General features: G+C 47.1%; 29 protein-coding genes. 9 read left to right on the top strand and 20 right to left on the bottom strand.

All coding sequences use genetic code 11. The features are described from left to right. Positions 1 to 67 precede the first annotated feature (67 nt). A complete protein-coding gene (locus tag ABMB67_RS18995) occupies positions 68 to 349 on the bottom strand; it encodes a YbyB family protein (RefSeq protein ID WP_251223925.1) in 282 nt (93 codons plus the stop codon). 122 nt (positions 350 to 471) lie between these two features. Between ABMB67_RS18995 and ABMB67_RS18990 the strand changes: the two genes are divergently transcribed. After that, the gene (locus ABMB67_RS18990; RefSeq protein ID WP_390188855.1) at positions 472 to 609 is read left to right on the top strand and encodes a DUF3941 domain-containing protein; all 138 of its coding nucleotides are present in this window, start codon (positions 472 to 474) and stop codon (positions 607 to 609) included. On the opposite strand, the gene ABMB67_RS18985 is transcribed toward ABMB67_RS18990, so the two are convergent. The 3 genes from ABMB67_RS18985 to ABMB67_RS18975 form a co-directional block, all read right to left on the bottom strand. Continuing rightward, on the bottom strand, positions 610 to 1,557 hold the full coding sequence (locus ABMB67_RS18985) for a hypothetical protein (RefSeq protein ID WP_354573027.1): 948 nt from the start codon (positions 1,555 to 1,557) through the stop codon (positions 610 to 612). It lies immediately after the preceding gene. Between the two features lie 231 nt (positions 1,558 to 1,788). Beyond that, positions 1,789 to 2,160 carry a rhodanese-like domain-containing protein gene (locus tag ABMB67_RS18980; RefSeq protein WP_251223923.1) on the bottom strand — a complete coding sequence of 124 codons (372 nt, stop codon included), beginning with the start codon at positions 2,158 to 2,160 and terminating at the stop codon, positions 1,789 to 1,791. Between the two features lie 62 nt (positions 2,161 to 2,222). Beyond that, positions 2,223 to 3,308 carry an AI-2E family transporter gene (locus ABMB67_RS18975; RefSeq protein WP_251223922.1) on the bottom strand — a complete coding sequence of 362 codons (1,086 nt, stop codon included), beginning with the start codon at positions 3,306 to 3,308 and terminating at the stop codon, positions 2,223 to 2,225. A gap of 163 nt (positions 3,309 to 3,471) precedes the next feature. Between ABMB67_RS18975 and ABMB67_RS18970 the strand changes: the two genes are divergently transcribed. From ABMB67_RS18970 to ABMB67_RS18950, 5 genes are all read left to right on the top strand, one after another. After that, on the top strand, positions 3,472 to 3,630 hold the full coding sequence (locus ABMB67_RS18970) for a hypothetical protein (RefSeq protein WP_251223921.1): 159 nt from the start codon (positions 3,472 to 3,474) through the stop codon (positions 3,628 to 3,630). A 223-nt stretch (positions 3,631 to 3,853) separates the two neighbouring features. Continuing rightward, positions 3,854 to 4,504 carry a GerMN domain-containing protein gene (locus ABMB67_RS18965; protein ID WP_251223920.1) on the top strand — a complete coding sequence of 217 codons (651 nt, stop codon included), beginning with the start codon at positions 3,854 to 3,856 and terminating at the stop codon, positions 4,502 to 4,504. 231 nt (positions 4,505 to 4,735) lie between these two features. Continuing rightward, positions 4,736 to 5,926, top strand: a complete 1,191-nt coding sequence (locus tag ABMB67_RS18960; protein WP_354573026.1) for a KamA family radical SAM protein — start codon at positions 4,736 to 4,738, stop codon at positions 5,924 to 5,926. Positions 5,927 to 6,057: 131 nt separating this feature from the next. After that, positions 6,058 to 6,783 carry a hypothetical protein gene (locus ABMB67_RS18955; protein ID WP_354573025.1) on the top strand — a complete coding sequence of 242 codons (726 nt, stop codon included), beginning with the start codon at positions 6,058 to 6,060 and terminating at the stop codon, positions 6,781 to 6,783. A gap of 415 nt (positions 6,784 to 7,198) precedes the next feature. After that, entirely contained in the window at positions 7,199 to 7,867 is a 669-nt protein-coding gene (locus tag ABMB67_RS18950; protein WP_354573024.1) for a hypothetical protein, read from the top strand. Between the two features lie 154 nt (positions 7,868 to 8,021). On the opposite strand, the gene ABMB67_RS18945 is transcribed toward ABMB67_RS18950, so the two are convergent. Genes ABMB67_RS18945 through ABMB67_RS18935 form a run of 3 tightly spaced genes read right to left on the bottom strand, consistent with a single transcriptional unit; the run spans position 8,022 to position 9,945 of the window. Beyond that, positions 8,022 to 8,693, bottom strand: coding sequence for a hypothetical protein (locus ABMB67_RS18945; RefSeq protein ID WP_354573023.1), 672 nt, complete (start codon positions 8,691 to 8,693; stop codon positions 8,022 to 8,024). Further along, positions 8,690 to 9,568 (bottom strand): ATP-binding cassette domain-containing protein, encoded by an 879-nt coding sequence (locus tag ABMB67_RS18940; protein ID WP_251223914.1) that lies wholly within the window; start codon positions 9,566 to 9,568, stop codon positions 8,690 to 8,692. Before ABMB67_RS18940 ends, ABMB67_RS18945 begins: the two co-directional genes overlap by 4 nt. Before the next feature lie 2 nt (positions 9,569 to 9,570). Beyond that, positions 9,571 to 9,945, bottom strand: coding sequence for a GntR family transcriptional regulator (locus ABMB67_RS18935; protein ID WP_251223913.1), 375 nt, complete (start codon positions 9,943 to 9,945; stop codon positions 9,571 to 9,573). 180 nt (positions 9,946 to 10,125) lie between these two features. Here ABMB67_RS18935 and ABMB67_RS18930 point away from each other — a divergent pair, with 180 nt between their 5' ends. Next, positions 10,126 to 11,907 carry a B12-binding domain-containing radical SAM protein gene (locus ABMB67_RS18930; protein WP_354573022.1) on the top strand — a complete coding sequence of 594 codons (1,782 nt, stop codon included), beginning with the start codon at positions 10,126 to 10,128 and terminating at the stop codon, positions 11,905 to 11,907. 215 nt (positions 11,908 to 12,122) lie between these two features. Here the strand turns inward: ABMB67_RS18930 and meaB are convergent, their stop codons facing one another. The 6 genes from meaB to ABMB67_RS18900 all read right to left on the bottom strand — a co-directional run bounded on the left by meaB (position 12,123) and on the right by ABMB67_RS18900 (position 20,916). Beyond that, a complete protein-coding gene (meaB, locus tag ABMB67_RS18925; RefSeq protein WP_354573021.1) occupies positions 12,123 to 13,130 on the bottom strand; it encodes a methylmalonyl Co-A mutase-associated GTPase MeaB in 1,008 nt (335 codons plus the stop codon). 58 nt (positions 13,131 to 13,188) lie between these two features. After that, positions 13,189 to 15,312: a methylmalonyl-CoA mutase gene (gene scpA, locus ABMB67_RS18920; RefSeq protein WP_354573045.1), complete on the bottom strand. Its 2,124-nt coding sequence runs from the start codon at positions 15,310 to 15,312 to the stop codon at positions 13,189 to 13,191. 19 nt (positions 15,313 to 15,331) lie between these two features. Continuing rightward, entirely contained in the window at positions 15,332 to 17,404 is a 2,073-nt protein-coding gene (locus ABMB67_RS18915) for a methylmalonyl-CoA mutase family protein (RefSeq protein WP_354573020.1), read from the bottom strand. Between the two features lie 81 nt (positions 17,405 to 17,485). Then, complete coding sequence (locus tag ABMB67_RS18910) at positions 17,486 to 19,036, bottom strand: acyl-CoA carboxylase subunit beta (RefSeq protein ID WP_251223909.1); 1,551 nt, start codon at positions 19,034 to 19,036, stop codon at positions 17,486 to 17,488. Positions 19,037 to 19,114: 78 nt separating this feature from the next. Continuing rightward, on the bottom strand, positions 19,115 to 19,747 hold the full coding sequence (locus tag ABMB67_RS18905; protein WP_251223908.1) for a TetR/AcrR family transcriptional regulator: 633 nt from the start codon (positions 19,745 to 19,747) through the stop codon (positions 19,115 to 19,117). 431 nt (positions 19,748 to 20,178) lie between these two features. Beyond that, entirely contained in the window at positions 20,179 to 20,916 is a 738-nt protein-coding gene (locus ABMB67_RS18900) for a SigB/SigF/SigG family RNA polymerase sigma factor (RefSeq protein ID WP_354573019.1), read from the bottom strand. Between the two features lie 261 nt (positions 20,917 to 21,177). On the opposite strand from ABMB67_RS18900, the gene ABMB67_RS18895 reads away from it, so the two are divergent. Then, on the top strand, positions 21,178 to 21,354 hold the full coding sequence (locus tag ABMB67_RS18895; protein WP_251223906.1) for a hypothetical protein: 177 nt from the start codon (positions 21,178 to 21,180) through the stop codon (positions 21,352 to 21,354). Positions 21,355 to 21,562: 208 nt separating this feature from the next. On the opposite strand, the gene ABMB67_RS18890 is transcribed toward ABMB67_RS18895, so the two are convergent. Next, entirely contained in the window at positions 21,563 to 21,703 is a 141-nt protein-coding gene (locus tag ABMB67_RS18890) for a lmo0937 family membrane protein (protein WP_251192523.1), read from the bottom strand. Between the two features lie 68 nt (positions 21,704 to 21,771). After that, entirely contained in the window at positions 21,772 to 22,071 is a 300-nt protein-coding gene (locus ABMB67_RS18885) for an IDEAL domain-containing protein (protein WP_251223905.1), read from the bottom strand. A 228-nt stretch (positions 22,072 to 22,299) separates the two neighbouring features. Here ABMB67_RS18885 and ABMB67_RS18880 point away from each other — a divergent pair, with 228 nt between their 5' ends. After that, positions 22,300 to 23,544 carry a hemolysin family protein gene (locus ABMB67_RS18880; protein ID WP_251223904.1) on the top strand — a complete coding sequence of 415 codons (1,245 nt, stop codon included), beginning with the start codon at positions 22,300 to 22,302 and terminating at the stop codon, positions 23,542 to 23,544. Between the two features lie 63 nt (positions 23,545 to 23,607). On the opposite strand, the gene ABMB67_RS18875 is transcribed toward ABMB67_RS18880, so the two are convergent. The 5 genes from ABMB67_RS18875 to ABMB67_RS18855 all read right to left on the bottom strand — a co-directional run. Beyond that, entirely contained in the window at positions 23,608 to 23,820 is a 213-nt protein-coding gene (locus ABMB67_RS18875) for a hypothetical protein (RefSeq protein ID WP_251223903.1), read from the bottom strand. Between the two features lie 138 nt (positions 23,821 to 23,958). Continuing rightward, entirely contained in the window at positions 23,959 to 24,615 is a 657-nt protein-coding gene (locus ABMB67_RS18870) for a potassium channel family protein (RefSeq protein ID WP_251223902.1), read from the bottom strand. A gap of 10 nt (positions 24,616 to 24,625) precedes the next feature. Continuing rightward, entirely contained in the window at positions 24,626 to 24,874 is a 249-nt protein-coding gene (locus ABMB67_RS18865) for a hypothetical protein (protein WP_354573018.1), read from the bottom strand. 18 nt (positions 24,875 to 24,892) lie between these two features. Then, positions 24,893 to 25,762, bottom strand: coding sequence for a ComEC/Rec2 family competence protein (locus ABMB67_RS18860; protein ID WP_354573017.1), 870 nt, complete (start codon positions 25,760 to 25,762; stop codon positions 24,893 to 24,895). Between the two features lie 111 nt (positions 25,763 to 25,873). Then, positions 25,874 to 26,156, bottom strand: a 283-nt coding sequence (locus ABMB67_RS18855; RefSeq protein WP_354573016.1) for a hypothetical protein, incomplete at its 5' end; no start/stop codon positions are given.

Below are 26,156 nucleotides of genomic sequence, written 5' to 3'. Positions count from 1 at the left end.
CCATCGCTGCGATGTGTTTTATCGAAAAACATGGCTTTCGCTTACAGCCTACAGCTGTTTTAGTCAACTATGACTGTTGTTGCTGCTGCTTTTCATTATAATACTGGACACTTGTCATCGCGCCTTCATTGACCATTTTATTATCGGCATAGTCATGTGGATGAGAGTGCCCAAGCTTTGTTTGTTTTTCCTGTTTTGTGTTTTCGGCCGTTCGACCGGTTAGTTTTGAATAGGTTTCAAGGGCTGCTCGTTTGGCTTTTTCTCTCGTGTCAGGATTACGCAAAAGCACTGTCGCCGCGCCTGCCGCACTCGCTACCGCCGTTGCCATTAACGTTTTTTTCATTGCCATGACCATCTCCACCTTTCCTTAGTTAGGTTACCTATTACATTCCCCTCCGCAAGGAATGGTAAACCTTTTCTTATAATTCCAGCAAAGTAGCACATCCTATACGTGTAGAAAGAAGGTGAACGATGACGATGGCCACAACGGGAGACAATAACAAAAAGAAGCAGGATTCCAATGCCCGTAATCAGCAAAAAAATGAACAGGCAGCGGAAAATGCCCGCCACGGAAAACATAGCTATTCGAAAAAAAGTGATCATCTCTGATCACTTTTTTTCCTCTTCTTCATCCTCAGGCAAAAGCTCAGCCTGCTGTTCGCCAAAGCCGCGAAGATGATGATCCCAATAGGCGATTCTTTCAATCACCTGATCCTGATCGGCAATAAACCAGATTGAGCCATTTTCGACATCATACACGATAATTTGCTTGCCATCCATTCGATCACGAACGTACTGATTGCCGTACAGCCGGTACACATCGCGAAGCTCGTCCCCTACCTGCACCCCTTTCGAAGTCGGAAACCGGTCCGTTGAGACGAATAAATAGCTGACTCTATCATCCTGTATCTCGACCTGCAGCTCAGGAACTTCCTCCGTCCGTTCATATCCGTAGCGGTCCTTATACGTATAAGGAACCATCTCACCGATAAAGCCGTTCAGCTCGGCAGCCTGACCAAATCCTGTGTTCCAGTGCACATCAGGATAAAGCCCGGACACTTTTTGCCGCGAATCACCGACGACCAGCCCGGCAATTTCCATAAAAGCAGGCGTATTCACTTGCAGAATGTTATCGTTTTGATAGTAATACCCATCAAACCCAAGCCGAATCACGTCTTCGAGCCTGATCATTTCGCGGTTATTTTTCTCAACGAATGGAAGGTCACGCAAAAGGGGAACGGCTTCAAGCGGATTCATCTCCTGCTCCTCATCTTCCCCTTGCCCGCTGCGCGTTTCCTGCTGCCCGCTCCGTTTTTCACGAAGAAACTCGTTTATTTCCCGCGAAGTAAACGCCCATTCATCGTCGATAAAATGCAGATTCATTAAAATCGGACGCAATGGAACCAATAAGCTGCCTGCTTCCTCTACTACCTCTCCCTGATAGCGTTGTTCTTGTCCATCTATGTAAAAATAAATCTTCTCAGCCGCCACACCCTTTGCGGCAAAGACAAGACAACAGAAAAGCATTATGATGCCGTATGTCACTTTCATCTTCATGATTGGCCCATCCTCCAGTCGTCACAACCTCTGAAAACCTATTACTAGTTTACTAGAAATAAAGCAAAAGCACACGTCCTAACTTTGACAAAATTCGTGGGTCCACAGGCGACGTAATACCTATGAACAAAGGATCAGAGAAGACTATCAGCGAGAAAGCCGTATAAGACAAGCAGGGAAGAAACGAGTTCTCCTGCTTGTCATGACATTCGGGCGGGTTTATGCCTTCCCTTACTTTTCCTTTTTCAATTCCTCCGGTGAACGGACAACCCATTCCGCGCCCGATACCGTTTCGCCTGTCCAGGCAAGCATTCCGCCGGCGTAATTTTTCACATTCGTAAAGCCTTGATTTTGCAAATAAAGAGCGACATTCTGACTTCTGTTTCCACTTCGGCAAACAAAGAGATAATCTTGATCTTTATCAAGATCAGGTGCGACAGCCGGAATCGTCTGCATCGGAATTAACGGCAGTCCTGGAATATGAGCTTCTTCATATTCATCCAGTTCGCGCACATCAATAATAATCGGCCGGTCTTCCTGCTTTAACAGCTCTTTTAATTCTTCCGGTTCCACTTGAATGATTCCATCTTGTTCAAATGCCATCATTACCACTCCTCGATCTGTTTTTTCTTCCTCTTCCACGATACAAATCCGCTTCCGCGATGTCAATTCGTCGGCTTGCTGCGCAGTCTCCATAAGCGGTACGTATGGGAGACAATCACCTTGCCTACAGCATAGGTCGGTACGGCGAGCAATAAACCGAGCAAGCCGGCAAAACGGCTCGCCACAAGCAATAAGAGGATGATCGTCAACGGATGGATATCAAGCTTTCTTCCCATTATTTGCGGTGAAATTAAATTGCTCTCAATTTGCTGGACGATCACGACGACGATCACGACCCATAATGCCATAAACGGCGAATCAATGAAGCCGACAACGACGCCGGGAAAGGTGCCGATCCACGGACCGACAAAAGGAATGACATTCGTAAACATCGCCACGAGAGCCAGGACGAGCGGATAGTCGAGCCCGATAATCAAGTAGCCGATATAGACGAGCACACCGACACAGAAGCTGACTATAATTTGTCCCTGGATATAGGAGCTTAGCGCTTCATCCATGTCGTGCAGCACACGGCGTCCTTCCTGCTGCTGCTTCGTCGGGAAAAATTTGAGCACCTGCTTCGGCGCTTTATCCCCCTCCTTCAGCATATAAAACAGGACAAACGGAATGATAATGAGAATGATCACGACATTGGCGATAAAGCCGATAAAGCTGGCAATATTTGAGCCGACAGTCGAAACGATCCGATTCAAGTAATCGGCAAGCTGGGACGTAATCTCCTCAAATGTGACCGTCTCTCCCGGCTGGAAACGGGCAATGTATTCATTTTCCTGTAAATTGATGAACATATCCCGGATCTCATTAATGAAGATTGGCGCGTTTCGCACTAAACTGTTAAACTGCTTCTGCAATTCCGGTCCGACAAGCAGGATTAACGCAGTCAACAACGCGATCGCACATAAATACAACGCCAAAATGGCCAGGCTGCGCGGCATCCATCGTGACAAAAAGTTGACAAACGGCCGCAGCAGGTAAAACAACACCCCCGCCAAAATAATCGGAGCAAACAATGTTTGCACGAGAACAACAATCGGTTGAAAAATCCAATCGACTAATGTTCCCAAATAGATGATTAGAAAAATAAGCGCAATTCCATAACCGATACGGAATGCTTTCGATTGTGGCATAAGCAAAATCCCTTCCTGTTGACAGTTTTTTTCATTATACCATCTTCATCCCCATCCTACCCCTTTTATGTCCAGAAGAAACCGTCTCGGTCACAAGCCCGACGTTTAAAGCGGGAAATGAAGGGTATCTACTTTATACAATCCTTATTTAGGAGGGAGAACGATGGCTAATAGAAGAAACGTTGACGTCGAAGAACGTCATGTGGAGAAAAAAGAAAACAATAGTATGGTCATGGCGACTTTTATTAAATATGCAGCCTATTTGATTATCTTTTTCGGGATTATCTGGTTTTTGATTGAGTATGTTTTTCCAATGTTTTAACCATTTCGCCCCGTCCCCCCTAGCTGGAAGGTCCCACATGTCGGACTTTCCGGCATTTATTTTGTCAAAACGGAGCGGACTAGGTCTAAATTCAGGATTGAATTTCAACCTGAATGTTGTAGAATTTAACTGATAGGACTTATCCTACATACTGCCGTAAGAGGAAAGCTCACTATCCTCTGTGTGGAAAATCGTTCACACACGATGTAAAGGGGGAAGAATAATGAAAAAGCAATGGATGGTGCTCTTTGCCAGTTTCCTACTCCTCGCGCTCGCTGCGTGTGGACAAGGAACAACATCACCAGAAGAGCCCGAGCCGGCTCCTGATAACATTGAATTAGAAGAAAATGAAGACCTATCAGGAGAAGAAACACCTGCAGATGAAGAAGAACCAGTAACAGATGAAACACCTGATCAATCCGAAACTCCAGACGGTGAAGCTCAGGACAACAGCGTCCCTGTTGAGCTCGTTTTCTCCGACGATCAGGTCATGGATATGTTTAGAGTAGAACGGCAAATCGAAGCGGCAGAAGATGAAGTTTTTGTCGCTACCCTGCAAGAATGGGTTGCTGGTCCGACCGAAGATGAGGAAGGGCTTGTATCCTTAATCCCTGACAATGTCGAAGTACAGTCCGTCGAAGAAGTTGAAGGTGTCGCTCATGTTTCTTTCTCCGCTGAACTGCTGGACGCGCAGGCCGGATCTGGCACGGAAGAAATGATTCTTCAGCAAGTGGCCATGATTATGAAGCAATTCGGCTTTAACGAAACGCAAATTTTAATCGATGGGGAAAGCCATCCGGAACTGTTTGGTCACGTTGATACAAGCGTACCAATCGTCGCCGACAGTCTTGAAGACTACGAAAAAGTCGAATAAGAAAACCGCGCAGCAGCTTTTCTTAGAAGCGGCGTACGAATAATACTTTTTTCAGAAAGAAGAGCCCTGGTTAAAAGGTTGAACTCACCTTTTGACCAGGGCTTTACACGGTAAGCGAAGTCTGCGCCTGCCGTATAGAAGCCCCCCTCTGTTTTTCTATCTTTTTTGACTATTCCATTTTTTTATTGTTATACTTGACGTGATGTTTATTTACAAAGGAGGATGATCTGTTTGGCACAACCTAAATATGTTCTGGATATTGACAAAATCAAGGAAATTCCAGCATCAGAACGGGCGAAGCTAAAAGAAATCACAGAAAAATTTGTTTTTCGCGTCAATGAATATTATCTCGGTTTAATTGATTGGAATAATCCGAACGATCCCATTAGAAAGTTGGTTATCCCCAACGAAGGAGAATTAGAGGAATATGGGCGTTGGGATGCTTCTGATGAAGATACGAACTACGTCGTTCCCGGCTGTCAGCACAAATATGAAACAACCGCTTTGCTCATTTGTTCAGAAGTATGTGGGGCTTATTGCCGCTACTGCTTCCGCAAGCGGCTTTTTCGCAATGATGTCAAAGAAGCGATGTCCGATGTCAAGCCCGGTCTTGACTACATTGCCAACACATCTTCGATTAACAATGTGCTCCTGACAGGGGGCGACCCATTGATTCTCGCCACAAAAAAGCTGCGGATGATTATCGAACAGCTCCGTCAGATCGAGCATGTAAAGATTATCCGCATCGGCTCAAAGCTGCCGGTTTTTAACCCGATGAGAATCTACGAGGACGAGGCCTTGCTTGACCTCATCCGGCAGTACTCCACAGCTGAAAACCGCATTTATATTATGGCCCACATCAATCACCCGGTTGAAATTACGAAAGAAGCGAAGCAAGCATTTGATGCCTTGCACGACGCTGGCGCGATTGTCGTCAATCAAACTCCCATCTTAAAAGGGATCAATGACGACCCGGACGTGCTGGCCGAATTGCTGGACAAGCTTTCATGGGCCGGGGTGACACCTTATTACTTCTTTATCAACCGCCCTGTCGCCGGCAATAACGATTTTGTTCTCACCTTGAAAGAGGCTTACCAGATTGTCGAAGCTGCCAAAGCGAAAACGTCCGGTTTAGGCAAACGCGTCCGCCTGTCGATGAGTCACACCTCCGGTAAAATTGAGATTTTGGCGATTGAAGATGGCAAGGCTTATTTAAAATATCATCAGTCACGTGACAATAACTATGGGAAGTTTATGGTTCTCGACTGCCCGGATGAGGCAGCCTGGTTCGATGATTTGCCAGGCAATGAACAATACTGGAGTCCACCAAAGAAAAAAACAGATCAAGTCATCTCTGTCAATGAGCTGCCCGAGATGCCGCAAAAGCGTAAAAAGAAGCGCAGTTCCGCGGCTATTTCTTAACTATTCCGTGAGCTGCGCTGCCATGTTAATAACCTTTTTCTTCATGATTCACTCTAGGAAGACAACGTTCGACATGATACACTAAAAAAAAACGCGTAGCGGCTTTTCTTTAGAAGTGGAGTGAAGAACGGTTGAAATGGATGACACTTTTTGGCATGCTCTGTTTTCTTTGTGCCTGTCAAACTACGGAATCCGCAGTGGATTTACAGATCGAAAATCAAAATAGCCATTTGGATGTCGAATTTGAAACGATTGAAACCGGGGACTGGGACGGGCAGCAAGGATTCTTTATCACGATCAGTGTGACTTCCGTGATGGAACAGTATCAGGCTGATGAATTTTCTTATGCCCTTGATTCGCTGTTGACAGATGAAAACGGCGCAACATATGAAGCACTCCATAGCGAAACCCTTCCACTGGAAAACGAAACAGAACAGGTCAAGGTGCGCCAATTTTACACACCGGAGCTGCCGGATGATCTTAGCCATCTCGATATTACAGTATTTGCCAAGCCTCTTTACTATAAAAGAGAGCTTGTTATTCCCGAGATGACAGATGGCACAACAAACCGGTTTGTCAATGATCTTCTCATCAACAAGGCCGAAACGGATGGCAGGCGTCTCATGATTGAAATTAGCGATGTTCAGCCGATCAGCGGACTGAGCCTGTCGTTAATTCAGGATAACGAAGAAATCTATCCGGTCTTCTCGACGACGAATTACCTTGAAGATACCAATCAGCTTATCGCAAGCTATGACTTCGCCACCCCACTGCCGGACTTATTCACCTTAAAACTCACCCGCTTGCACCTCGAGGAACAAATTTGGAAGCTGCCGCTGACGATTCCAGTGGGATAGCGCCACTCAGAGGCTTATTACCTTTTGTCACAGCCTTTAAGCAATGAACGGAACCGCCACGATCTTTTAAAGCCCGTTGTGAGTGGGTTGCTCACAACGGGCTTGTGGCGTGTGAAGCCATTGCCAGTAGGTCCAAAGCTAGTTTTGTCTCAAGCTCTTTTTGGTTTAGCAACCTCGCTACCGAAATAGGGCACGCTTTCCGCAGACGGCGATGCTTGTTTTTGCTGCATGAATCTGAAAAACCTACATAGATGAAAATACCGCATCTATAGAGGGTAAGCCCTTTCATATCCCTAATAAAATCAGATCTAATTTATTTAATAATTTCCATATAACTCATATTTTAAGCTATATTTGGTTGTTTTTCCAATTAAGGAATGCTATGCTCCATTTATAAAAGGAGTGAGAGCTCGTAATGGGTAAGAAATTTTTTGTGTGTATTTTCATCTTTTTATGTTTCTTTGGCATTTATCAGGTTTTGGGAGCAACAGAGGAAGTAAACAATGACTTAAGAAAAGACATGATTGAGTATATGGAGGTGTTAAAAAATAATAAAGATACTTTAGATGATTTCAGCCTGGAAACTCTTGAAGCATACGAATCATTAAGTACGAAAGAAAAAAATGAGTTCTTAGATTCAATCGCTGATCCAAAAGCAACTGAGGCTTTATTATTTGGTGATGAGGAAGAACGTAAGAAATATCGTATCGAAGTTGAGGAAAAAATTAGTTTCGACCTAGATGAATCTACTATTCTACCGTTTAGTGATATGACAGAAACTAGAACCACCGTTATGGTAAGGGCTGGGGTGCCTGTAACACATTTAGAAATAACTTTAAGTTACAATTACAGCAACGGGAGGGTTAACCACACTAATTGGGTCGAAGGTTCCCAAACTAATAATGATATTACAACGTCATATAAACTTTACAACAATGAAGATTATATAAGAAACGGTTACGCTTATGGTAGCTTATATTACAATGTTTATACAACACAGTTCCCTACAATAAGCGCAGCTCATAGACAGCAAATTCGCATTGACACATCAAATAACTCTTATCTTTCATGGATAAGATTATAATAGCAAAGAAGAGAATAGAGTGAGAATCCGAATTATCTTCAGCTAATGGCGGAAAAGGTTAGGCTCGAGGTAATTTTACAGGAACAGCCCCTTATAGGACGTATTTGAGGGGAAAAGCTTGATTTCACCTTTCCCCCTGGCTCTTTATTCTTAGTTACGGCTTGACGACAGCGCGCTTCGTCAGCATTCGCATCACGCTGATCAGCCCGAATGATAAAAGCAGGCTGATGATCATGCCGACGGCTGGAGAAATGTCAGTTACCGGCAGAAATTCAAACTGCTGCTGTCCGAACCTGCCCCATACAAAGTCAAAAATCGAAATAATGACAATCCCGATGGCGATAAAAACGAGACCGATGAGCCAATGAAACAGATAAAAGCCCGCGCTGATCAGCCAGCCGACGAAATAAAAGACGATCAGCTGGAAGAAAGCCATCACAAACGTCATCCCGAGGCTTTCTTCGCTTAGTCCCCAGCCGAAGAATATTCGCTCTGCTCCATGAAGAAGGCCGGTGACAATCACGAGAAAGACACTTAACAGCACAGCCGCAGCGGCCACCCCGCTAAAATAATCACGCCGCGTGACCCCGTTTGAGACAAAATAGGTTAGCAATCCACCCATTGATAAGATTCCGAGCACGAGCATATAAATCCGATTTGCCTGCATCGCGCCCTGTAAAAGCGACCACTCCCATTCCCCAGTCGGATTCGCCGCGAATACCGCGACGCCAATGATCGCAAGGATGCAAAAGGCAAGATACCAGACCGTCCACGTCAAATACATGGAAAAAATGCCACGCATCACTTTTTTCGCTTTCTGATTCATTCCTCTTCCTCTCCTTCCGTCAAGTGAATAAACAGCTCCTGTAAAGCAATTGGTCCGATTTCCAAGCCATTTTGGATCGCCTGCTTCCGCTCTTCTGTTGTAAGCTTTTCATAAATCATCGCTGATTTTGTCCCGCCAAGGCTTTGCTGCTTCAGCACGTTCCGGCCGGCGATGAACGTTTCCACAACCTCTTTCGCCCCTGTTACCGTCGCTCCTTGCTCCAGCAATTCATCCGTTTTTTCATGAAGCAGCAGCGAGCCGTCCTTTATTACGAGCACTTCCTCAAACAGCGAATCCATTTCGGAAATTAAATGCGTCGACAAAATGATCGTCCGCGGGTGCTCCATATAATCCCGCAGCACTTCTTCATAAAAGCGCTCACGAGCAGGGGCATCGAGACCTAAATAAGCTTCATCAAAAATCGTAATCGGGCAACGGCTTGCCAAACCAATTGTAATGCCGAGCGCCGCCTGCATCCCGCGCGATAGTTTGTCGACTCGCTGCGTGAGCGGCAGTTTAAACCGTTGCGCCAGATGCTCGGCATACTGCTGATCGAACAGCGGCCTCAGCTTGGCAACATCCTTCAGCCATTTGGCGACCGTATCCGTTTCATATTCACGCTTTTCTTCACGGACAAAAACCACACTTTCCATAATGCCGGCATTTTCATACGCGTCGACTCCATCGACCATCATTCGTCCGGAAGTCGGCTTTTGAAAGGCGGCGAGCAGCGACAATAAAGAGGTTTTCCCAGCTCCATTACGTCCTAACAGCCCGTATATTTTTCCACCTTCCAGCTCAAAGGAAATATCGTTCAAAACGGTTTTCTTTCCAAACTGAAGCGTCACATGCTCTGCTTGAATCCTTTTCGTCATCACTATTCATCCCCTTCTTCAACGGATTGAATCATCGCCTGAACCTCTGCGATGGAAATGCCAAGCTTTCTTGCTTCCTGAACCGTTCTCCATACATATTCGTCTTTAAATCTTTGTCGGCGTTCCTCCAGCAGCTTGCTTCGCGCTCCTTTTGCAACAAACATCCCAATCCCTCTTTTCTTGTATAAAATTCCTTCATCGACGAGCTGATTAATCCCTTTTAAGACGGTCGCCGGATTGATTTGATAATGAGCGACTAACTGATTCGTAGATGGCGCTTTTTCTTCTTCCTGAAGCTGACCAGCTACTATCTCCTCTTCAATCATTTCCCGGATTTGCTGAAAAATCGGCCGATTCTCATCTAAGGATGACCGCACATTGGTTCACCACCTTTATGTTACATGGTTAGTTAGTTATGTAATTAACCATATAACAGTTACACCTTTACTGTCAATAGGAGAAAGAAAAAATAGGTGAACGTCATTAGGATTGTTCCTCATTTTTTGGTAAACTAGTGAGAAGTAAAGTTCGTTTAAGAGAATAGAGGGATTGTCAAAATGAAAACCGTCGTCACGACGTTGAATGCGAAATACATCCATACATGCTTAGCCCTGCGTTGTTTAAAGGCATACGCCGAACCGGATTTCCCGGTCGAAATCGTAGAGTATACGATCAAGGACCCGACTTTGTCGATTGTGGCCGACCTCTATGAGCGTAAGCCGGACGTGATTGGGTTCAGCTGTTATATTTGGAATATCGAAGAAACGATCAAAGTCATTAATCAGCTGAAAAAAGTGCTGCCGAAAACAAAAATCGTGTTGGGCGGTCCCGAGGTTTCCTACGATTCGAGAGAATGGATGGACACATTGCCCGCCGTCGATTTTATCGTCATCGGCGAAGGGGAAGAGACATTTAAGCAGTTTTTAGAGGAGCTGTCGACAACAGAAAAATATCACCTCGTTTTCGGACTTGCCTACCGCAAGCAGGATGAAGTGATCATCACCGCTCCGCGTCCTAAGGTAAAGCTCGGCGATCTCCCGTCTCCTTATCGCTTTACCGAGGATTTGCCTGCTCTCGGCCAGCGTGTCACTTACTTTGAAACGAGTCGAGGCTGTCCGTACAGCTGCCAATTTTGTCTATCCTCGATCGAAGTCGGTGTTCGTTATTTTGATATCGAACAGGTCAAGGCTGATCTTCTTTTTTTAATTGAAAACGGAGCGAAATTAATTAAATTCGTTGACCGGACATTTAACATTAAACGCGATTATGCCTTGGAGATATTCCGCTTTCTGATTGACAACCATCAGGACTGCGTCTTTCAATTTGAAATTACCGCTGACATTATGCGGCCGGAAGTATTGGCGTTTTTAAATGAGCATGCGCCGAAGGGCATTTTCCGCTTTGAAATCGGAGTTCAGTCGACGAATGACGCGACGAACGAGCTCGTCCAGCGCCGGCAAAACTTTGAAAAGCTGACACGGACAGTGAAAATGGTCAAGAACGGCGGTAAAATTGACCAGCATCTCGATTTAATCGCCGGTTTACCGGAGGAGGATTATAGCAGCTTTAGACGGACGTTTAATGATGTCTTCGCCTTACGTCCTGAGGAATTGCAATTAGGGTTCCTGAAAATGCTGCGCGGGACAGGTTTGAGGCTGAGGGCAAAGGATCATGATTATCTTTACATGGACAATGCCCCTTATGAAATTCTCGGCAATAATGTGCTGAGCTTTGACGAAATTGTCCGGATTAAGCGGGTCGAGGACGTCCTTGAAAAGTATTGGAACGATCATCGGATGGATCGGACAATCGAATACTTAGTTGAAAAGGAATTCGATTCCCCGTTCGATTTTTTCCAGGCATTCGGCGATTACTGGGACGAGCAAGGGTGGTCACGGATCGGTCATCAGCTTGAGGATTTATTTCGCCGGCTTGATCAATTTCTGTCAACGATCACGACAAAAACTCCGTCCGCTGTCATTCGCGCGCTGATGATGGTCGACTTTTTTGAAAACCATAAACATAAGCCGCGTAAAACATGGTGGACGTTCTCCCTCTCAAAGGAGGAGCAGGGGCGTTATATCAAGCTGCTCGCCACAGAGCCGACGCTCGTCTCCGATTCCTTCGCCGCTTTGCAGCTGAGCGAAAAGGAGCTGCACAAGCATACGATGATCGAACGGATTCCATTTTCACTTCCGGCGAAAAAAGATGGCGGATATCGTGAGCAGGAAAGCCTGCTTCTCGCCTACTTTGATCCGAAAGGGATGAAAGCAAACGTCTATACCGTACCGTTTGAAACTCTTTTAGCGGGTATGGAGAGTCGATACAAAGAGGGATAGTCACAATTTAAGAGAGGCTGGGCAAAAGGTTATTTCCCCTTATGCCTAGCCTCTTTCTTACGATTCTTTTGAAGGAGAGAACAAGTATTTTGCCTCATGAAGGGATATCCCGCTCCTGAAACCGACTTCGCTACGTTAGTGCTTTGTTCGACAGTCAGGTAAAACAGTAGTTATGCCCAGCCCAATGTTAGGATGTTTCATCTTCAGACAATTCGTTACGGCTGATTTATATAGATTTCATGTAGACTTAAGGCGGCTTTTGTCGGGCTGAGCTTGCCGTTCAACACTTTTTCCTTCAGCTCTGGAAGCTCGCTTTTAACCCGCTCATTGTCGTAAAAACCGGCAAGCAGCTGCTCCTCGATTAGCGAACGGAGCCAGCTGTCGGCCTGCTCCTGCCGCCGCTGCTCCAGCAGATTCGTTGTCTTCATATGCTGATGGAACTGCTGAATCAGCTGCCAGCATTCGGTGATCCCGCTTTCTTCAAGCGCCGAAATCGTCTTAACCTTCGGCTCCCAGCCTTCCGTTACAGCGGGAAGCAGGTGTAGAATCCGTTCCAGCTCAACGCGGGCCTGTTCGGCGAGCGGCTTGTTTTTGCCGTCCGCCTTATTAATGAGCAGAATATCAACCATTTCCATAATGCCTTTTTTCATCCCTTGCAGTTCATCCCCTGCTCCCGTCAGCATCAGCACGACAAAGCAGTCGACCATTGAGCGGACGGTAATTTCACTTTGACCGACACCAACCGTCTCGACAATAATCACATCATAGCCCGCCGCTTCACAGAGCATCAGCGATTCCCGCGTTTTCCGGGCGACCCCGCCCAATGTTCCTCCCGTTGGAGAAGGACGAATATACGCCCCTGGATGCTTGGAAAGCCGCTCCATCCTCGTCTTATCACCAAGAATACTGCCACGCGAGAGCGAGCTCGTCGGATCAATCGCCAGCACCGCCACCCGATGTCCACGCTCGCAAAGCATCGTGCCGAGCGCTTCAATGAACGTACTTTTCCCCGCTCCGGGCACGCCGGAAACGCCAATTCGTATCGACTGGCCGGTATAAGGCATGATTGCTGTCAAAACGTCCTGTGCCAGCTGTAAGTGCTTCGCGGCATTGCTTTCAACGAGGGTGATCGCCCGGGCCAGCATCGCCCGGTTATTCGCTCTGACACCCTGAACATAGTCCTCCAGCCTCAGTTCCTTCCGCTTCGGTAAAGGTTTCTCCATCTCAGGCTCCTCCTTTCTGGCAGAGACTTATGCAAGCAGGTAAAGATATCGTGCTGTTTTAAGACGATGATTCATAGCCAAGGCGACGATTTAATTCCTCGATAATCTTCTGTGCCGCTACCGGTATCACCGTGCCCGGACCAAAAATCGCCGCTGCCCCCTTCTCCCGTAAAAACGGGTAGTCTTGTGGCGGAATGACACCACCGATAATCACTAGGATGTCTTCACGCCCAAGCCGCTTTAATTCTTCGATCACCTGTGGCAAAAGCGTGTTATGGCCTGCCGCCAGAGAGCTCATTCCTAAAATGTGAACATCATTTTCAACAGCCTGTAAAGCGGCTTCCTCCGGCGTCTGGAAAAGCGGGCCAATATCAACATCAAAGCCCATATCGGCAAAGGCGGTAGAAATCACCTTCGCGCCGCGGTCATGACCATCCTGGCCCATCTTCGCGATCATAATCCGCGGCCGTCTTCCTTCGTGCTCCGTAAACCGGTCCGTCATCTCGCGAATCGTTTTCATTTCTTCCTTCTCCCCGTATTCTGAACGGTAGACGCCGCTGATCGAGCGGATTACCGCTTTATGTCGTCCAACTGCCTTTTCATAAGCGAATGAGATTTCTCCGAGGCTCGCCCTTGCCCGGGCCGCCTCTACTGCAAGCGCAAGCAGATTGCCTTTGCCCGACCGGGCCGAAGCGGTAATCGCCTCAAGACGCTGCTGCACGTCCTCCTCATTACGGTTCTTTCTGAGCACTTCCAGCCGCTTCATTTGCGCCGTCCGAACAGCAGTGTTATCAATATTCAAAATCTCCAGTGGTTCCTCTTCTTTCGGTCGGTAACGATTGACACCGATGATCACTTCTTTGCCGGAGTCAATATGCGCCTGCCGTCTCGCCGCCGCTTCTTCGATCCGCATTTTCGGCAACCCGGTCTCAATCGCCTTTGCCATGCCCCCAAGCTGCTCCACCTCTTCAATATGGGTCCACGCTTTTTCCAGCAGCTCGGCGGTCAGCGCCTCGACATAATATGAACCGCCCCACGGGTCAAGCACATTCGTAATCCCTGTTTCCTCCTGCAAATAAAGCTGCGTGTTGCGGGCAATTCTGGCCGAGAAGTCGGTCGGCAGCGCAATCGCTTCATCGAGCGCATTCGTATGAAGCGATTGCGTATGACCGAGAGCGGCGGCCATCGCTTCAATGCAAGTGCGGACGACATTGTTAAACGGATCCTGTTCGGTTAAGCTCCAGCCTGATGTTTGCGAATGCGTCCGGAGTGCGAGCGACTTATCATTTTTCGGCTGAAACGACTTCATCAGCTTCGCCCAAATCAAGCGCGCCGCCCGCATTTTCGCCACTTCCATAAAATAATTCATTCCGATCGCCCAGAAAAAGGAGAGCCGCGGCGCGAAGGAATCAATATCCATCCCGGCTTTGATCCCGGTACGCACATATTCGAGGCCGTCAGCAAGCGTATAGGCCAGTTCAATATCCGCCGTTGCCCCCGCCTCCTGCATATGATAGCCGGAGATGCTGATGCTGTTGAACTTCGGCATATGGACGGACGTATATTCAAAAATATCGGCAATGATTTTCATTGAAGCTTCCGGCGGGTAAATATAGGTGTTGCGCACCATGTATTCCTTTAATATGTCATTTTGAATCGTTCCTGACAGCTTCGAGAGCGGGACGCCCTGCTCCTCCGCCGCGACAATATAAAAGGCCATAATCGGCAACACCGCACCGTTCATCGTCATCGAGACCGACATTTGATCAAGCGGGATGCCATCAAACAACAGCTTCATATCGAGCACGGAATCGACAGCCACGCCTGCTTTCCCGACATCACCGACAACACGCGGATGGTCGGAATCATAGCCACGGTGCGTCGCCAAATCAAAGGCGATTGACAGCCCTTTCTGGCCCGCGGCCAAATTGCGGCGGTAAAAGGCGTTGCTTTCCTCGGCTGTGGAAAAGCCGGCATACTGTCTGATCGTCCATGGACGCGCCTTGTACATCGCCGGATACGGTCCGCGGAAAAACGGGGCGATTCCCGCGACATAGTCCAAATAAGGGAGGCCGGCCGTATCATCCTTTTGATAAAACGATTTGATCGGAATCTGCTCCATCGTTTGAAAACTCGTCTTTGCTTCAACCTTTTTCATCCGTCCTGGTGACGGGAAGGACATTTGCTGGAAGTTCGGTTTCCTACTCATCGTCTCCTCCTTTCAGCCAATCCTGCAAGGCATACAAAAAAGTATAAGCATTCGTCCGGCGATCGATCATTCCGTCGAGTCCAGCCTGCTTTAATTTGTCCGTCAAAGACTGATCAGGCCGGCCCGCTATGAAATATTTTTTAGCCGCTGCCTGACTGCGCCAATTTTCAATCAGACCGGGCGCCGTTTTTTCATAAGCCTCATCGTGGCCGCACAGGACGATCATTTGACATTGCGCAAAAAAATCGCCTTGTTCCGGAGCATGAAGTGGCGTCTGACGGACATCAAAGCCCCCGCATTGGAAGAAGCCGGCGATAAAATCAGCTCGCGCCTTATAATCAGCGAGTGCTCCCAGTCCGACAATGAGCACGGCCGGCATTTCGCCCTGTTTGGCGGCAAGCCTCCTGCTGCGGTGACGCAGCTTTTCATAAGGCTCGGCAAGCCGGCGTTGCGGAATCGGGGTAACGGTCGCGCCGCTTCCTTCCTGCTGCTTCAAGCTTTGCTGCAGCGTCGAGAACGGTATGCCTTCTTCAAGCAATTGCTCCATCTCTGCCAGCGTTTGCGGCGGGGTGATCCTTGTCTTTGTTTCGGCAAGCTTCTGCTGAACCCGGGCCGCGTACTCATCACCTGACTCTTCCTGTCGCGGCGTGACGGAATCTTCTTTCTCCATCAGGTTGATGTATTGATTATTGCCGACAATCACCTGCTTACGCGTTTCCACCTGCTGAACCCGTTTTTTCCACATTGCTTCAATCTCATCCTGGATCACGCCACGCTGTAACGCTTCGACAATCCCTCCGGCTTCATCAATCTCCAGAAAGCGCTTCCATATTTTTTTAGCGAGCTCCTCTGTCACATGCTCGACATACCATGAGCCACCGCTCGGATCAATTGTTTGCCCAATATGCGCCTCTTCTCGCAAAATAAGCGACGTATTTCGCGCGATCCTTCTTGAAAATGAGGTCGTCTGCTGTAGTGCTTCATCAAATGGACTGACCTCGATGCTGTCGACCCCGGCCACCGCTGCCGCAAACGCTTCGCTCGTCGCCCGTAACAGATTGACATGACGATCCTCGGCTGTTTTCGTAAAAAGCGATGTCCGCGCGTGAATGATCATTTTCTGCGCTTCTTCCCCGGCGCCAAACTCGGCCATGATCGCTGCCCATAACGTCCGGGCGGCCCGGAGCTTGGCGATTTCCGTAAAGTAGTCACTGCCGACAGAAAAGGAAAAGGCAATCGCGCTTCCCGCCTCATCGGCTGTCAGCCCGCTGTCGATCAACGCCGCGACATACTCTGCCCCTGTCGCCAATGCGCAGGCTACCTCCATCGCCGCGCTGGCGCCTCCGTTATGGTAATGATGAGCCTGAACCAATACGGTGCGCAAGCCGGGAGCATCATTGCTCGCCCAGCGGACCGCCAAAGCCATTTGCTTATAGGCTTCTGCTAAGGAACAGGTCAGCCTGCCATATTTCGCCAGCACGTGCAGCGGATCGGCTCCGACCACACCAAACAGCGGCTTCCCTTCCTTCGATGACACCAGAGCCAAAGCAGCGAGAAGCGGAGTCGCGATTTCTCCGGCATCAAGGTAAAGCGGGTAGCGGCTTGGTTCAATCGCGGAAAACAACTCGCGCATATCGTCAAGATCAAATATTGGCACTCCGCCAACCTGCTCTGTTTCAAGCCCGGCGATGTTGCCGCGCTTCACCTCCTCGGCAACCGCAATATGCAGCACCTCCTGCCCGGCAGCGAGCGCTTGGTGAAGCTCTTCATTCAATTGCTTCGGAGTTGCGGCTGAAAGCGCTTGGCTAATCAGCCAGGAGGAATGCTTCGACCGGGTTCCTCTCGTGAACGGAAATTGCCCCGGCAGCTGATCCTGCAAAAGGAGCTGCTGGACATCCTTTCTTTGATACATCGGTTTAAGAACAATGCCGTCGGGCAACGTCGTCAGCAATGTCTCAAACGATTTTCCTTTCAATGATGTTTCCGTCACTTGTTGCCACTCTTCATAGGATGGGGTCGGGAACTTACTAAATTGAGATAATACGTCGTTTTTTTCCATAGTCATGGCAGCCTCTTTAGGCCCCTTCACTCCCTTCATTTGCACTTTTATTTTTTAAAAGACACAACAGTAAGTGAAAACGCTTTCTTAAAGAGGGATATTTCCATGCTTTTTATCAGGAAGCTTCTTCTTCTTATGACGCAGCATTTCTAATGATTGAACAAGAACTTTCCGCGTATCGCGCGGATCAATGACATCATCGACCATCCCGTGCGCCGCGGCGATATACGGATTGGCAAATCGCTCGCGATATTCGGCAATCTTCGCCTTTCTCATCGCTTCCGGATCAGCGCTCTCGCGGATTTCCTTCGCATAAATGATCGTCGCCGCTCCCTCCGGCCCCATGACGGCAAGCTCGGCATTCGGCCAGGCAAAGACGAGGTCGGCGCCGATCGCCTTGCTGTTTAACGCGACATAGGCTCCTCCGAAGGCTTTGCGCAGAATGACGGTAATCTTCGGCACCGTCGCTTCGGAATACGCATACAAAATTTTCGCCCCATGTCTGATGATGCCGCCATGCTCCTGCTTCACACCCGGAATAAAGCCGCTGACATCCTCAAACGTAATAAGCGGAATATGGAAGCAATCGCAAAAGCGGATAAAGCGGGCGCCCTTGTCGGATGAATCAATATCGAGACCGCCGGCCATGTTTTTCGGATTATTGGCGACAAGACCAACCGTTTCTCCGGCAATCCGGCCAAAGCCGACGACGAGATTTTTTGCAAAACGGGCCTGAACCTCCATGAAATCACCGTCATCGACTATCGCAGTGAGCACCTGGCGGACATCATAAACCTTCGTGCCATCGACCGGAACGATATCGACCAGCTCCTGCACGCGCTCTCCAGTCTCTCTGTTCGCCGCGGACGGCTTGCGAATCGCCTTCTCTTCATAGCTGGAAGGAAGAAATTCCACCAATCGTCTAACGTCAGCCAGCACTTCTTCTTCCGTTGCCGCCGTAAAATGGGCATTGCCGCTTTTCGTTGAATGAACGCTCGCTCCGCCGAGATCTTCATGATTGATTTTGGCCCCGGTGACGCTTTCGATTACCTTTGGTCCCGTAATAAACATTTGACTCGTTTTTTCCACCATAAAAACAAAATCAGTAATCGCCGGCGAATAGACCGCACCACCCGCACATGGCCCGAGAATGACGGAGATTTGCGGAATCACGCCAGAATAAATCGAGTTTCGGTAAAAGATATGGCCATAGCCATCAAGCGAGAGAACCCCTTCCTGTATTCGCGCCCCGCCTGAATCATTCAAGCCGATAATCGGCGCACCGTTCTCCGCCGCCAGATCCATGACATTGGCGATTTTTTTCGCGTGCATTTCGCCAAGTGCCCCGCCAAACACGGTGAAATCCTGGGCAAACAGGAAAACAGACCGGCCGGCGATTTTTCCGTAGCCTGTCACTACCCCATCACCCGGTCCTTCTGCAAGTCCTTCCGCCGAGCTGCGGTGTTCGATAAAAGGGTTTAATTCGACAAAGCTTCCATCATCAAGCAACAGCTCAATTCGCTGTCTTGCGGTCAGCTTTCCACGCTCATGCTGCGCATCGATTCGTTTTTGTCCACCACCAAGCTGCACCTTTTCACGTCGTATCTCTAATTCTTGAATGTGATCAAACATATCCATCTCTCTTTACACCACCTTTTGTTATGTAAAGATTTCTCTTCTCCCATCCAAGCCTACATCTCTCCAGGGCGAAAGCAGCTAGCCAAGCTTATTTGTCAAAAAGAATCTCGCATACTCCGGCTTTGCTAACGCTTCCTTCGTCATGACAGCATGCATAATCAGATCCGCATAAATATCGGCGATTTCTTCAATCGAATACTGGCCCGTTTCCTTGTACCATTTATATGTCCAGTTCGTCATTCCGAAAATCGCCATAGAAGTAATCGGTACCGGGATTTCTTTTCTGAATTCCCCGCAGGCAATCCCTTCGTTAACGACGCGAAACATTTTCTCTTTGTAGCGATCGCGCTTACGTTTAATCGTTTCAAAATACTCCTTGCTTAAATAGAGCGATTCCTGGTAAAACACCGTGACATGCGGGCGGTACAGATCAAACATCATCACAAATGATCTGACTGTTTCATAAAGCCGCTCCGCCGGAGTCGAAAACCGGTTATAGGCATCCTCGGCTTTATCAAGGATGTACGTGATAAAGGAATCGTGGACCGTGTAGAGAAGCTCATCCTTTGATTTAAAATTATGATAAAATCCCCCCTTTGATGTTTCGCTTTCCTGCACAATCCGATCGACGGTCACAGCATGAAAGCCATTCTCTTCAAAAAGTCGTAATGCTGTCTCTATAATTCTCTCTTTTGTAGGCTTTTTCTTCATTTTTATCTCTATATCTCCTTTCACGTAAAGCAAATACCCACAGACTGACTAGTCGGTCGGAAGGTATTAGGATTATTATACGAAATGTTCTGACTTTTGTCAATGTTTCTTTTGCAATCGTTTGCTTTTATTTTATGATCCAAATGTCCATCTCTACTGCCCGTCAAAGAGAAGCCGGCTTTGCTCTCCAAGCTCTAAAAACACCGGCTCTCCGAAGCTGCTGAAAAAGTACGATTTTCACTTTTTCAACAGCTTTTTCGTAATGAGCGTAGCCGTTGCCTGATTTTGAAAGCCTTTGCTACGAGTGGGTTTCTCGTAGCAAGGCGTGCAACGCGCGGAGCCATTACTCTTCTTCGAGTTACGGAAAAAGAGGTTTTTCAGTGGCCTCGGCTCTCCTTACATTTTCAACCCGTCGTGCGAGCGTCATTGTTTCAGCTGACATAGCATTTTAAATTTTCCAACGCTTTTCGCTTTAAACGTGATACTTGCATTTGCGAAAGGCCGAGCTTTTCTGCCGCCTGCTTTTGCGAAAAACCGTCCATCACAGTTAAAAAAATAATCTGCTTTTCCTTTTCCGGTAAACCACTCAGCATTTCCGCCATGTAGAGAGAATGATGGACTTGCTCAACATCATTTTCATACAATGGGATGACATCCAATAAGGTCAGGTCTTCGTCATCGCGGTGAGTTTGCTTAAACAGGGAAACAGCTTGATACGACTGCCATGCCTGCTGACACTCCTTGACTTCCCTTTCACTTATCTTCAGTGCATCTGCGACCTCCGCCACTGATGGGATCCGTTGAAGTCTGACTGTCAATTCATCTATTTTCTTATGGATACGTGGACCGGTCTCCTTGATGCGGCGTGGCACGTGAACACTCCATGTCTGATCGCGCAAATAGCGCTTTATTTCTCCAATAATTGTCGGGATGGCAAAAGCTTCAAAGGATCGTCCGCGATCATGCTGATAACGTTTAATCGCCTGTAATAAACCAATCATTCCTACCTGAATCAAATCTTCATTCATCTGGGGGTGGAGAGTATATCGGTGAGCATATTTCCATACAAGATGTTCATACTTTTTTAGAAAATCCTCAATCCGCTCTTCATTGATAGCATTTACTTCAACCTGCTTTTCCTGCTTTGATACAGTAATCAATGAAATCACCTTCTTCCTCCATCTTTGTACCTATGGTAAGAGAAGAGAAGCGCTCTGTCTATTTTACGCTCCTTTACCCTCCATAGCGTAATCAACAGTTTATTCCTTTACGATCTTCTTGATTGCTTCCTTGCACCCGTCAGCATGGCGTTCCTTCTTCATGCGATAGAGCGGTGAATCTCTGCTTGTTTTTATTATACATTATTTTCGAACCATTCTCCCCACCTGCCATATAATAAAGCGAACAAACGGAAAGGAGGCTGGCCTCACATGAGCTTTCAGCCGGAGCGCATGAAGAAACTGCTTGCTCTCGACCCGTTTTTAGCCTCTGCCTATGAGGAGGTTCGACAACATTTTCATTCGGAGGAAGAAGCTCTTCATTATTTGTTTTTACATTATGTAAAAGGCGAGCCTATTTTTCAAAACGCTTACAACCTTTTAACGTAATTTTGATAGAAGAACGAAAAAATGACGGGAAGAGGCCGGGATAAAGATTTTTCACCTTTTTCCCAGCCTTTTTCTTACAATCCGTATCTATCCGTACATCCTTTTTAAAGTCTGCGAAGGGGAGAGCCCCGCTCCTGAATTTCACATCACCCAAGAGCCGGTTGACTTTCCTTCCATTCTACAAATGTCAGTCTGTTTATTCATCTTGCTAAACTCTTCTCCCGGTTACAAGGCGGATGATCAGCACGATTAAGGCAACAACGAGAAGCAAATGGATCAGGTTGCCTGCGACTTCAAAGCTGAATCCCAGTAACCAGAGAATTAATAAAATAATTAACAGTGTCCACATCAGTTTCACCTCATTTTACGAATTTTATAGCTGCCAGGGTATTCTAAATTAACGACATAAGCCCGCTTCTATGTCTCAAAGGTTAAATGGAGTTCAAATCCGTTTTCTACAACCGTTTTTCCCTTGCGATGGTCATCAAGTAACTGTTTGTACTTTTTTGAATATTGATGAAATTGTTCGCGGTCATTTGTTTCCAATGCGTGGTCAATCTGATCGAGCAGCCTTTTCTTCTTGTCATGATAGAGCGAGTATTCAAGAATGGCCTGCGCATATAACGACTGAACCGTTGCTTCTGAACGTCTTTGCAAGCTTCTGATAATCTGCAACTGCTTCATAACATTATTATCCATCGCGAACTGGTTATTCATCCTAACCCCTCCTCAGCGTTTTCTTTACTTGATAAATACCCACGAGAACATATCGCGAAACATGGCTTTATCTCTTACTGTTTTTCTGACGCTTTCATAACAGCCCACGCTGGGCAAAAGACATAACCGAATAACTATTAATTTTTCATCAGACGGACATCATAACAGTAACGATTGAATGAGGTTTACGTTATAATAAGAATAAAACCTCTTGGAGTGTGATATTGTTTGGACGAAATACCACTAAGTATGATCAGCCTGTTTTTCATTTTGTTAATCCTGTCTGCTTTTTTCTCCTCAGTTGAAACAGCTTTTTCAAGCGCAAATAAAATCCGTTTAAAAAGCTACGCTGACGAAAATCGTCCCGGCGCAAAGAAGGCGCTTTACATTATAGAGAATTTCGATAAAGCATTATCAACCATTCTCGTCGGCAACAATCTCGTCAACATTGCCGCAGCGACCATTTCAGCACAGCTGGCGACAGATCTCTTCGGGCCGAGTACCGGCGTATTTGTCAGTACATTTGTCGTTACCATTCTTGTGCTCATTTTCGGGGAAATTATGCCAAAATCCTTTGCTAAAGAATTTGCTGAACCATTTTCGTTACGCGTTTCCGCGATTCTCATGGTTCTAATCACGATCTTGACTCCGGTCACCTGGGTGTTCCTGCAGCTAAGAAAGGCCGTTTCTCTGCTTATTCGCAATAAACAGATCACTCCTTCTATTACGGAGGAGGAGTTAAAGGTAATGGTGCAGTTGAGTGAAGATGAGGGTGTCTTAAATGAAAATGAAAAAGAGCTTGTCCACCGCTCTTTAGATTTTGATGATATTCTTGTCGGCGAAATTTTAAAGCCGCGAATGGACATTATCGCCATCAATGTCAATCAATCGGCGGAGGAGATTAAAGAGATCTTTTTCCGGGAACGTTTTTCACGTTTGCCTGTTTACGATGGAACGATCGATCATATTATCGGCATTTTGTCCGAGCGGGATTTTCTTACCGCCTATATTCAAGACAAAAATGTCGATATCCCGTCATTGATCAGGGAACCTTTACTCGTTGTAGAATCGATGAAAATTTCGTCACTTTTACCGGAACTGCAGAAAAATAAAATTCATATGGCGATCGTGATTGATGAATTTGGCGGAACATCAGGGCTGGTGACTCTTGAAGATATTCTGGAAGAAATCGTCGGGGAAATATGGGACGAGCATGATGAAACGATCAAGCTTGTGAAGCAGCTCGATCCGAAGACGTATCTTTTTCATGCCGATTATTCACTTGATGATTTCGCGCGGCTGATGAACGTCGAGCTTCCAGATACATCCTATTACACGTTGGGAGGCTGGCTCGTCGAGGAGTTTCAGCGTATTCCCGCTAAGGGGGATGAATTCACCTATGAGCAGCTTTCCTTACAAGTAGAGGAAACGGAAAATCGCAGGCTGCGGCTGATCAAAGTAACGCTTCACTAAGAGAGGCTGGGAAAAAGGTAAAAAAACAACCTTTTTCCCAGCCTCAGCTTTTGTTCCAGGGTCTTACTTTTCCGCTTCTATCTGTTCAATTTCATTCTGCACGATATGAATGACTTCTTTGCGATCATCATCATAAAACAGTAATGACAGTTTATCCTTATCATAGGAGATTAATCTTCCATGCAATATTTGTCTGCCTATTTTTGGTCGAATAATAGTCAATTTCAGCAATTGGTTTCTCTCTATCCAATCTTGTAATGGAAAGTATTCTTCCATTGTCATTTCCTCCTTGCACACCTTTATCCTTAACTATAACCTGCATTAACATTATTATCACGTTGTTTTTGTTACTTATAGAGAGAACCTCACATTTCATATCTTATGATGAGTATCTTTTATCGTGCTACTATAAGTCTACATTCCTTCGTCTTCAAATCGTTTCAGGTCGTTTTTATGGCCGATCACGATTAAAATATCCCCCTGCTGGATTCGATCCGTCGGCGTCGGGGCGATATTAATATCATCCCCTCTTTTGATCCCAAGAATCGTACAGCCGTACAAAGCGCGGATATTTAACTCAACGAGTGATTGATTGGAAACCTTGTCTGTCGCGATCAGCTCGACGATGCTGTAATCAGGCGAAAGCTCGATGTAGTCGACAATTTTTTCCGAAATGATATGCTGAGCGATCCGGATGCCCATATCCTGCTCCGGATGGACAATCCGGTCAGCGCCGATCTTTTCCAATACGCGCTGATGATAGTAGTTTTGTGCTTTCACCCACACTTTTTCAACACCGAGCTCTTTTAACAGCAGCGTACAGAGAATGCTTGACTGTATATCATCCCCAATCGCGACAATGACATAATCAAAATTGCGGATTCCCAATGATTGGAGTGCTTTTTCATCCGTGCCATTGGCGATTACGCTGTGGGTCGAATGGCGCGTAATGTCGTTGACTTTTTCTTCTCGTGAATCAATTGCCAACACTTCATGGCCTAATTTATAAAGCTCTTTACAAACACTGCTTCCAAAGCGCCCCAGTCCAATGACAGCAAATTGCTTTTTCATCCCGTTCTCCCTACCTTTCCTTTCGCTTATAGCGGCTGTGCTGACGCTTTCTCAATCTTTCAAGCGGATCAGCCTTGTTCGGCGTGTCAGCCTTTTCTGCCCGCAGCAGCTGATCGCCTGCCAGTTCAATGTCAAGCTGAAGTCCTTCTTTCACCGGAAACGAAAATGCCTCTTTCGGAAAAATCATTTCTTTTTCCTCTGTTCCGACCAGCAGCACAACAAAGGCCTGATCGACAATCCGGTCTATGACGGCTTTCACGATGATCACCCCATTACTTTATTCATCATGCTCCAAAATTATTTCATAAGACGTTCCATCGGTTTCGACAACGATTTTCCCGTGCTGATCGGTTCCGTACAATGGAATATTCTTTTCCTGAAAAAGCTCGACAACTTCGGCATGGGGATGCCCATATTCATTCTCTCTGCCAGCTGAATAAATCCCTGCTTCAGGCTTCACCGCTTCCAGAAAAGCCGGCGTCGTGGAAGTCGAAGAGCCGTGATGACCCACCCGTAAAATGGTCGACTGCAAATGAGCAGAGCGCTCGATAATTTCTTCCTCAGCCTCTGCTTCCGCATCACCCATCATTAAAAACGAAACGTCGCCAAAATGAACCTGAACGGCAATCGAACCGTTATTAAGATCCCCTGTCAGTTCTTCCGGGTGCAGAACCTCAAGCAGCAGCGAACCAATTTCAAATTCCTCGCCGGCCCGTGGTTCATAGTAATCTGCTCCCGAAGCTTCAATAGCAGCCACCATCCGTTCAAATGTTTTCGTCGTGTGACTGTCGCCGGACATCCATACTTCTTCCACCGGAAAGGCATCCAGCACTTGATCAGCCTGGCCGATATGATCAGCGTGAGGATGAGTCGCAATAAACAAATCAATTCGCTCCACCCCACTGTCCTCCAGCAAAGACACAACCTCCTCCCGGTCGTGCCGCCCGGCATCAATCAAGATCGTCGTCTCTTCCGCTTGAAACAGAGTCGCATCCCCCTGCCCGACATCAAAAAAGGTGACGATCAACTCCCCCTCTGTCACTGGAGGCGGAGTAGGGGGCGCCACTTGTTGCTCCGGAAAACAGCCGGCACAAATCAAAAGCAAGCCGAGCATAAAACCAGTTATAGTCCATTTGTCCTTATTCATCTCTGTTTTTCCTTTCACAGCAAAACCCCACTTGCCAGTTCATCAGCAAATGGGGACAATTTCTTATTTCTCAACAATCAAAAACCCGACCTTTTCCTCTATTACGCCACATCAAAAAGGGAAAAGCGCCCTCCCCTCGATGCTGGCAACGGCTTCTTCTGCACGCTGCATACAGGGAAGAAACCCGCTTCCCTGTATGCTTTTTAAAACCGGGTGCTGACTGCGCTCGTTGCTTCGACCATCCTCAAAAGGGAAAAGCGCCCTCCCTTCGATGCTGGCAACGGCTTCTTCTGCACGCTGCATACAGGGAAGAAACCCGCTTCCCTGTATGCTTTTTAAAACCGGGTGCTGACTACGCTCGTTGCTTCGACCATCCTCAAAAGGGAAAAGCACC

Source organism: Halalkalibacter oceani (assembly GCF_040544555.1).
Lineage (GTDB): Bacteria > Bacillota > Bacilli > Bacillales > Bacillaceae_D > Halalkalibacter > Halalkalibacter oceani.
This window is presented reverse-complemented; position numbering and strand designations above follow the sequence as displayed.

Excerpts from the sequence above, each read along its gene's own strand:
- ABMB67_RS18995 (WP_251223925.1), bottom strand. The coding sequence starts at position 349 with ATGGCAATGAAAAAAACGTTAATGGCAACGGCGGTAGCGAGTGCGGCA.
- ABMB67_RS18990 (WP_390188855.1), top strand. The coding sequence starts at position 472 with ATGACGATGGCCACAACGGGAGACAATAACAAAAAGAAGCAGGATTCC.
- ABMB67_RS18985 (WP_354573027.1), bottom strand. The coding sequence starts at position 1,557 with ATGAAGATGAAAGTGACATACGGCATCATAATGCTTTTCTGTTGTCTT.
- ABMB67_RS18980 (WP_251223923.1), bottom strand. The coding sequence starts at position 2,160 with ATGGCATTTGAACAAGATGGAATCATTCAAGTGGAACCGGAAGAATTA.
- ABMB67_RS18975 (WP_251223922.1), bottom strand. The coding sequence starts at position 3,308 with ATGCCACAATCGAAAGCATTCCGTATCGGTTATGGAATTGCGCTTATT.
- ABMB67_RS18970 (WP_251223921.1), top strand. The coding sequence starts at position 3,472 with ATGGCTAATAGAAGAAACGTTGACGTCGAAGAACGTCATGTGGAGAAA.
- ABMB67_RS18965 (WP_251223920.1), top strand. The coding sequence starts at position 3,854 with ATGAAAAAGCAATGGATGGTGCTCTTTGCCAGTTTCCTACTCCTCGCG.
- ABMB67_RS18950 (WP_354573024.1), top strand. The coding sequence starts at position 7,199 with ATGGGTAAGAAATTTTTTGTGTGTATTTTCATCTTTTTATGTTTCTTT.
- ABMB67_RS18945 (WP_354573023.1), bottom strand. The coding sequence starts at position 8,693 with ATGAATCAGAAAGCGAAAAAAGTGATGCGTGGCATTTTTTCCATGTAT.
- ABMB67_RS18940 (WP_251223914.1), bottom strand. The coding sequence starts at position 9,568 with ATGACGAAAAGGATTCAAGCAGAGCATGTGACGCTTCAGTTTGGAAAG.
- ABMB67_RS18930 (WP_354573022.1), top strand. The coding sequence starts at position 10,126 with ATGAAAACCGTCGTCACGACGTTGAATGCGAAATACATCCATACATGC.
- meaB (WP_354573021.1), bottom strand. The coding sequence starts at position 13,130 with ATGGAGAAACCTTTACCGAAGCGGAAGGAACTGAGGCTGGAGGACTAT.
- scpA (WP_354573045.1), bottom strand. The coding sequence starts at position 15,312 with ATGTCCTTCCCGTCACCAGGACGGATGAAAAAGGTTGAAGCAAAGACG.
- ABMB67_RS18915 (WP_354573020.1), bottom strand. The coding sequence starts at position 17,404 with ATGACTATGGAAAAAAACGACGTATTATCTCAATTTAGTAAGTTCCCG.
- ABMB67_RS18910 (WP_251223909.1), bottom strand. The coding sequence starts at position 19,036 with ATGGATATGTTTGATCACATTCAAGAATTAGAGATACGACGTGAAAAG.
- ABMB67_RS18905 (WP_251223908.1), bottom strand. The coding sequence starts at position 19,747 with ATGAAGAAAAAGCCTACAAAAGAGAGAATTATAGAGACAGCATTACGA.
- ABMB67_RS18895 (WP_251223906.1), top strand. The coding sequence starts at position 21,178 with ATGAGCTTTCAGCCGGAGCGCATGAAGAAACTGCTTGCTCTCGACCCG.
- ABMB67_RS18890 (WP_251192523.1), bottom strand. The coding sequence starts at position 21,703 with ATGTGGACACTGTTAATTATTTTATTAATTCTCTGGTTACTGGGATTC.
- ABMB67_RS18885 (WP_251223905.1), bottom strand. The coding sequence starts at position 22,071 with ATGAATAACCAGTTCGCGATGGATAATAATGTTATGAAGCAGTTGCAG.
- ABMB67_RS18875 (WP_251223903.1), bottom strand. The coding sequence starts at position 23,820 with ATGGAAGAATACTTTCCATTACAAGATTGGATAGAGAGAAACCAATTG.
- ABMB67_RS18870 (WP_251223902.1), bottom strand. The coding sequence starts at position 24,615 with ATGAAAAAGCAATTTGCTGTCATTGGACTGGGGCGCTTTGGAAGCAGT.
- ABMB67_RS18860 (WP_354573017.1), bottom strand. The coding sequence starts at position 25,762 with ATGAATAAGGACAAATGGACTATAACTGGTTTTATGCTCGGCTTGCTT.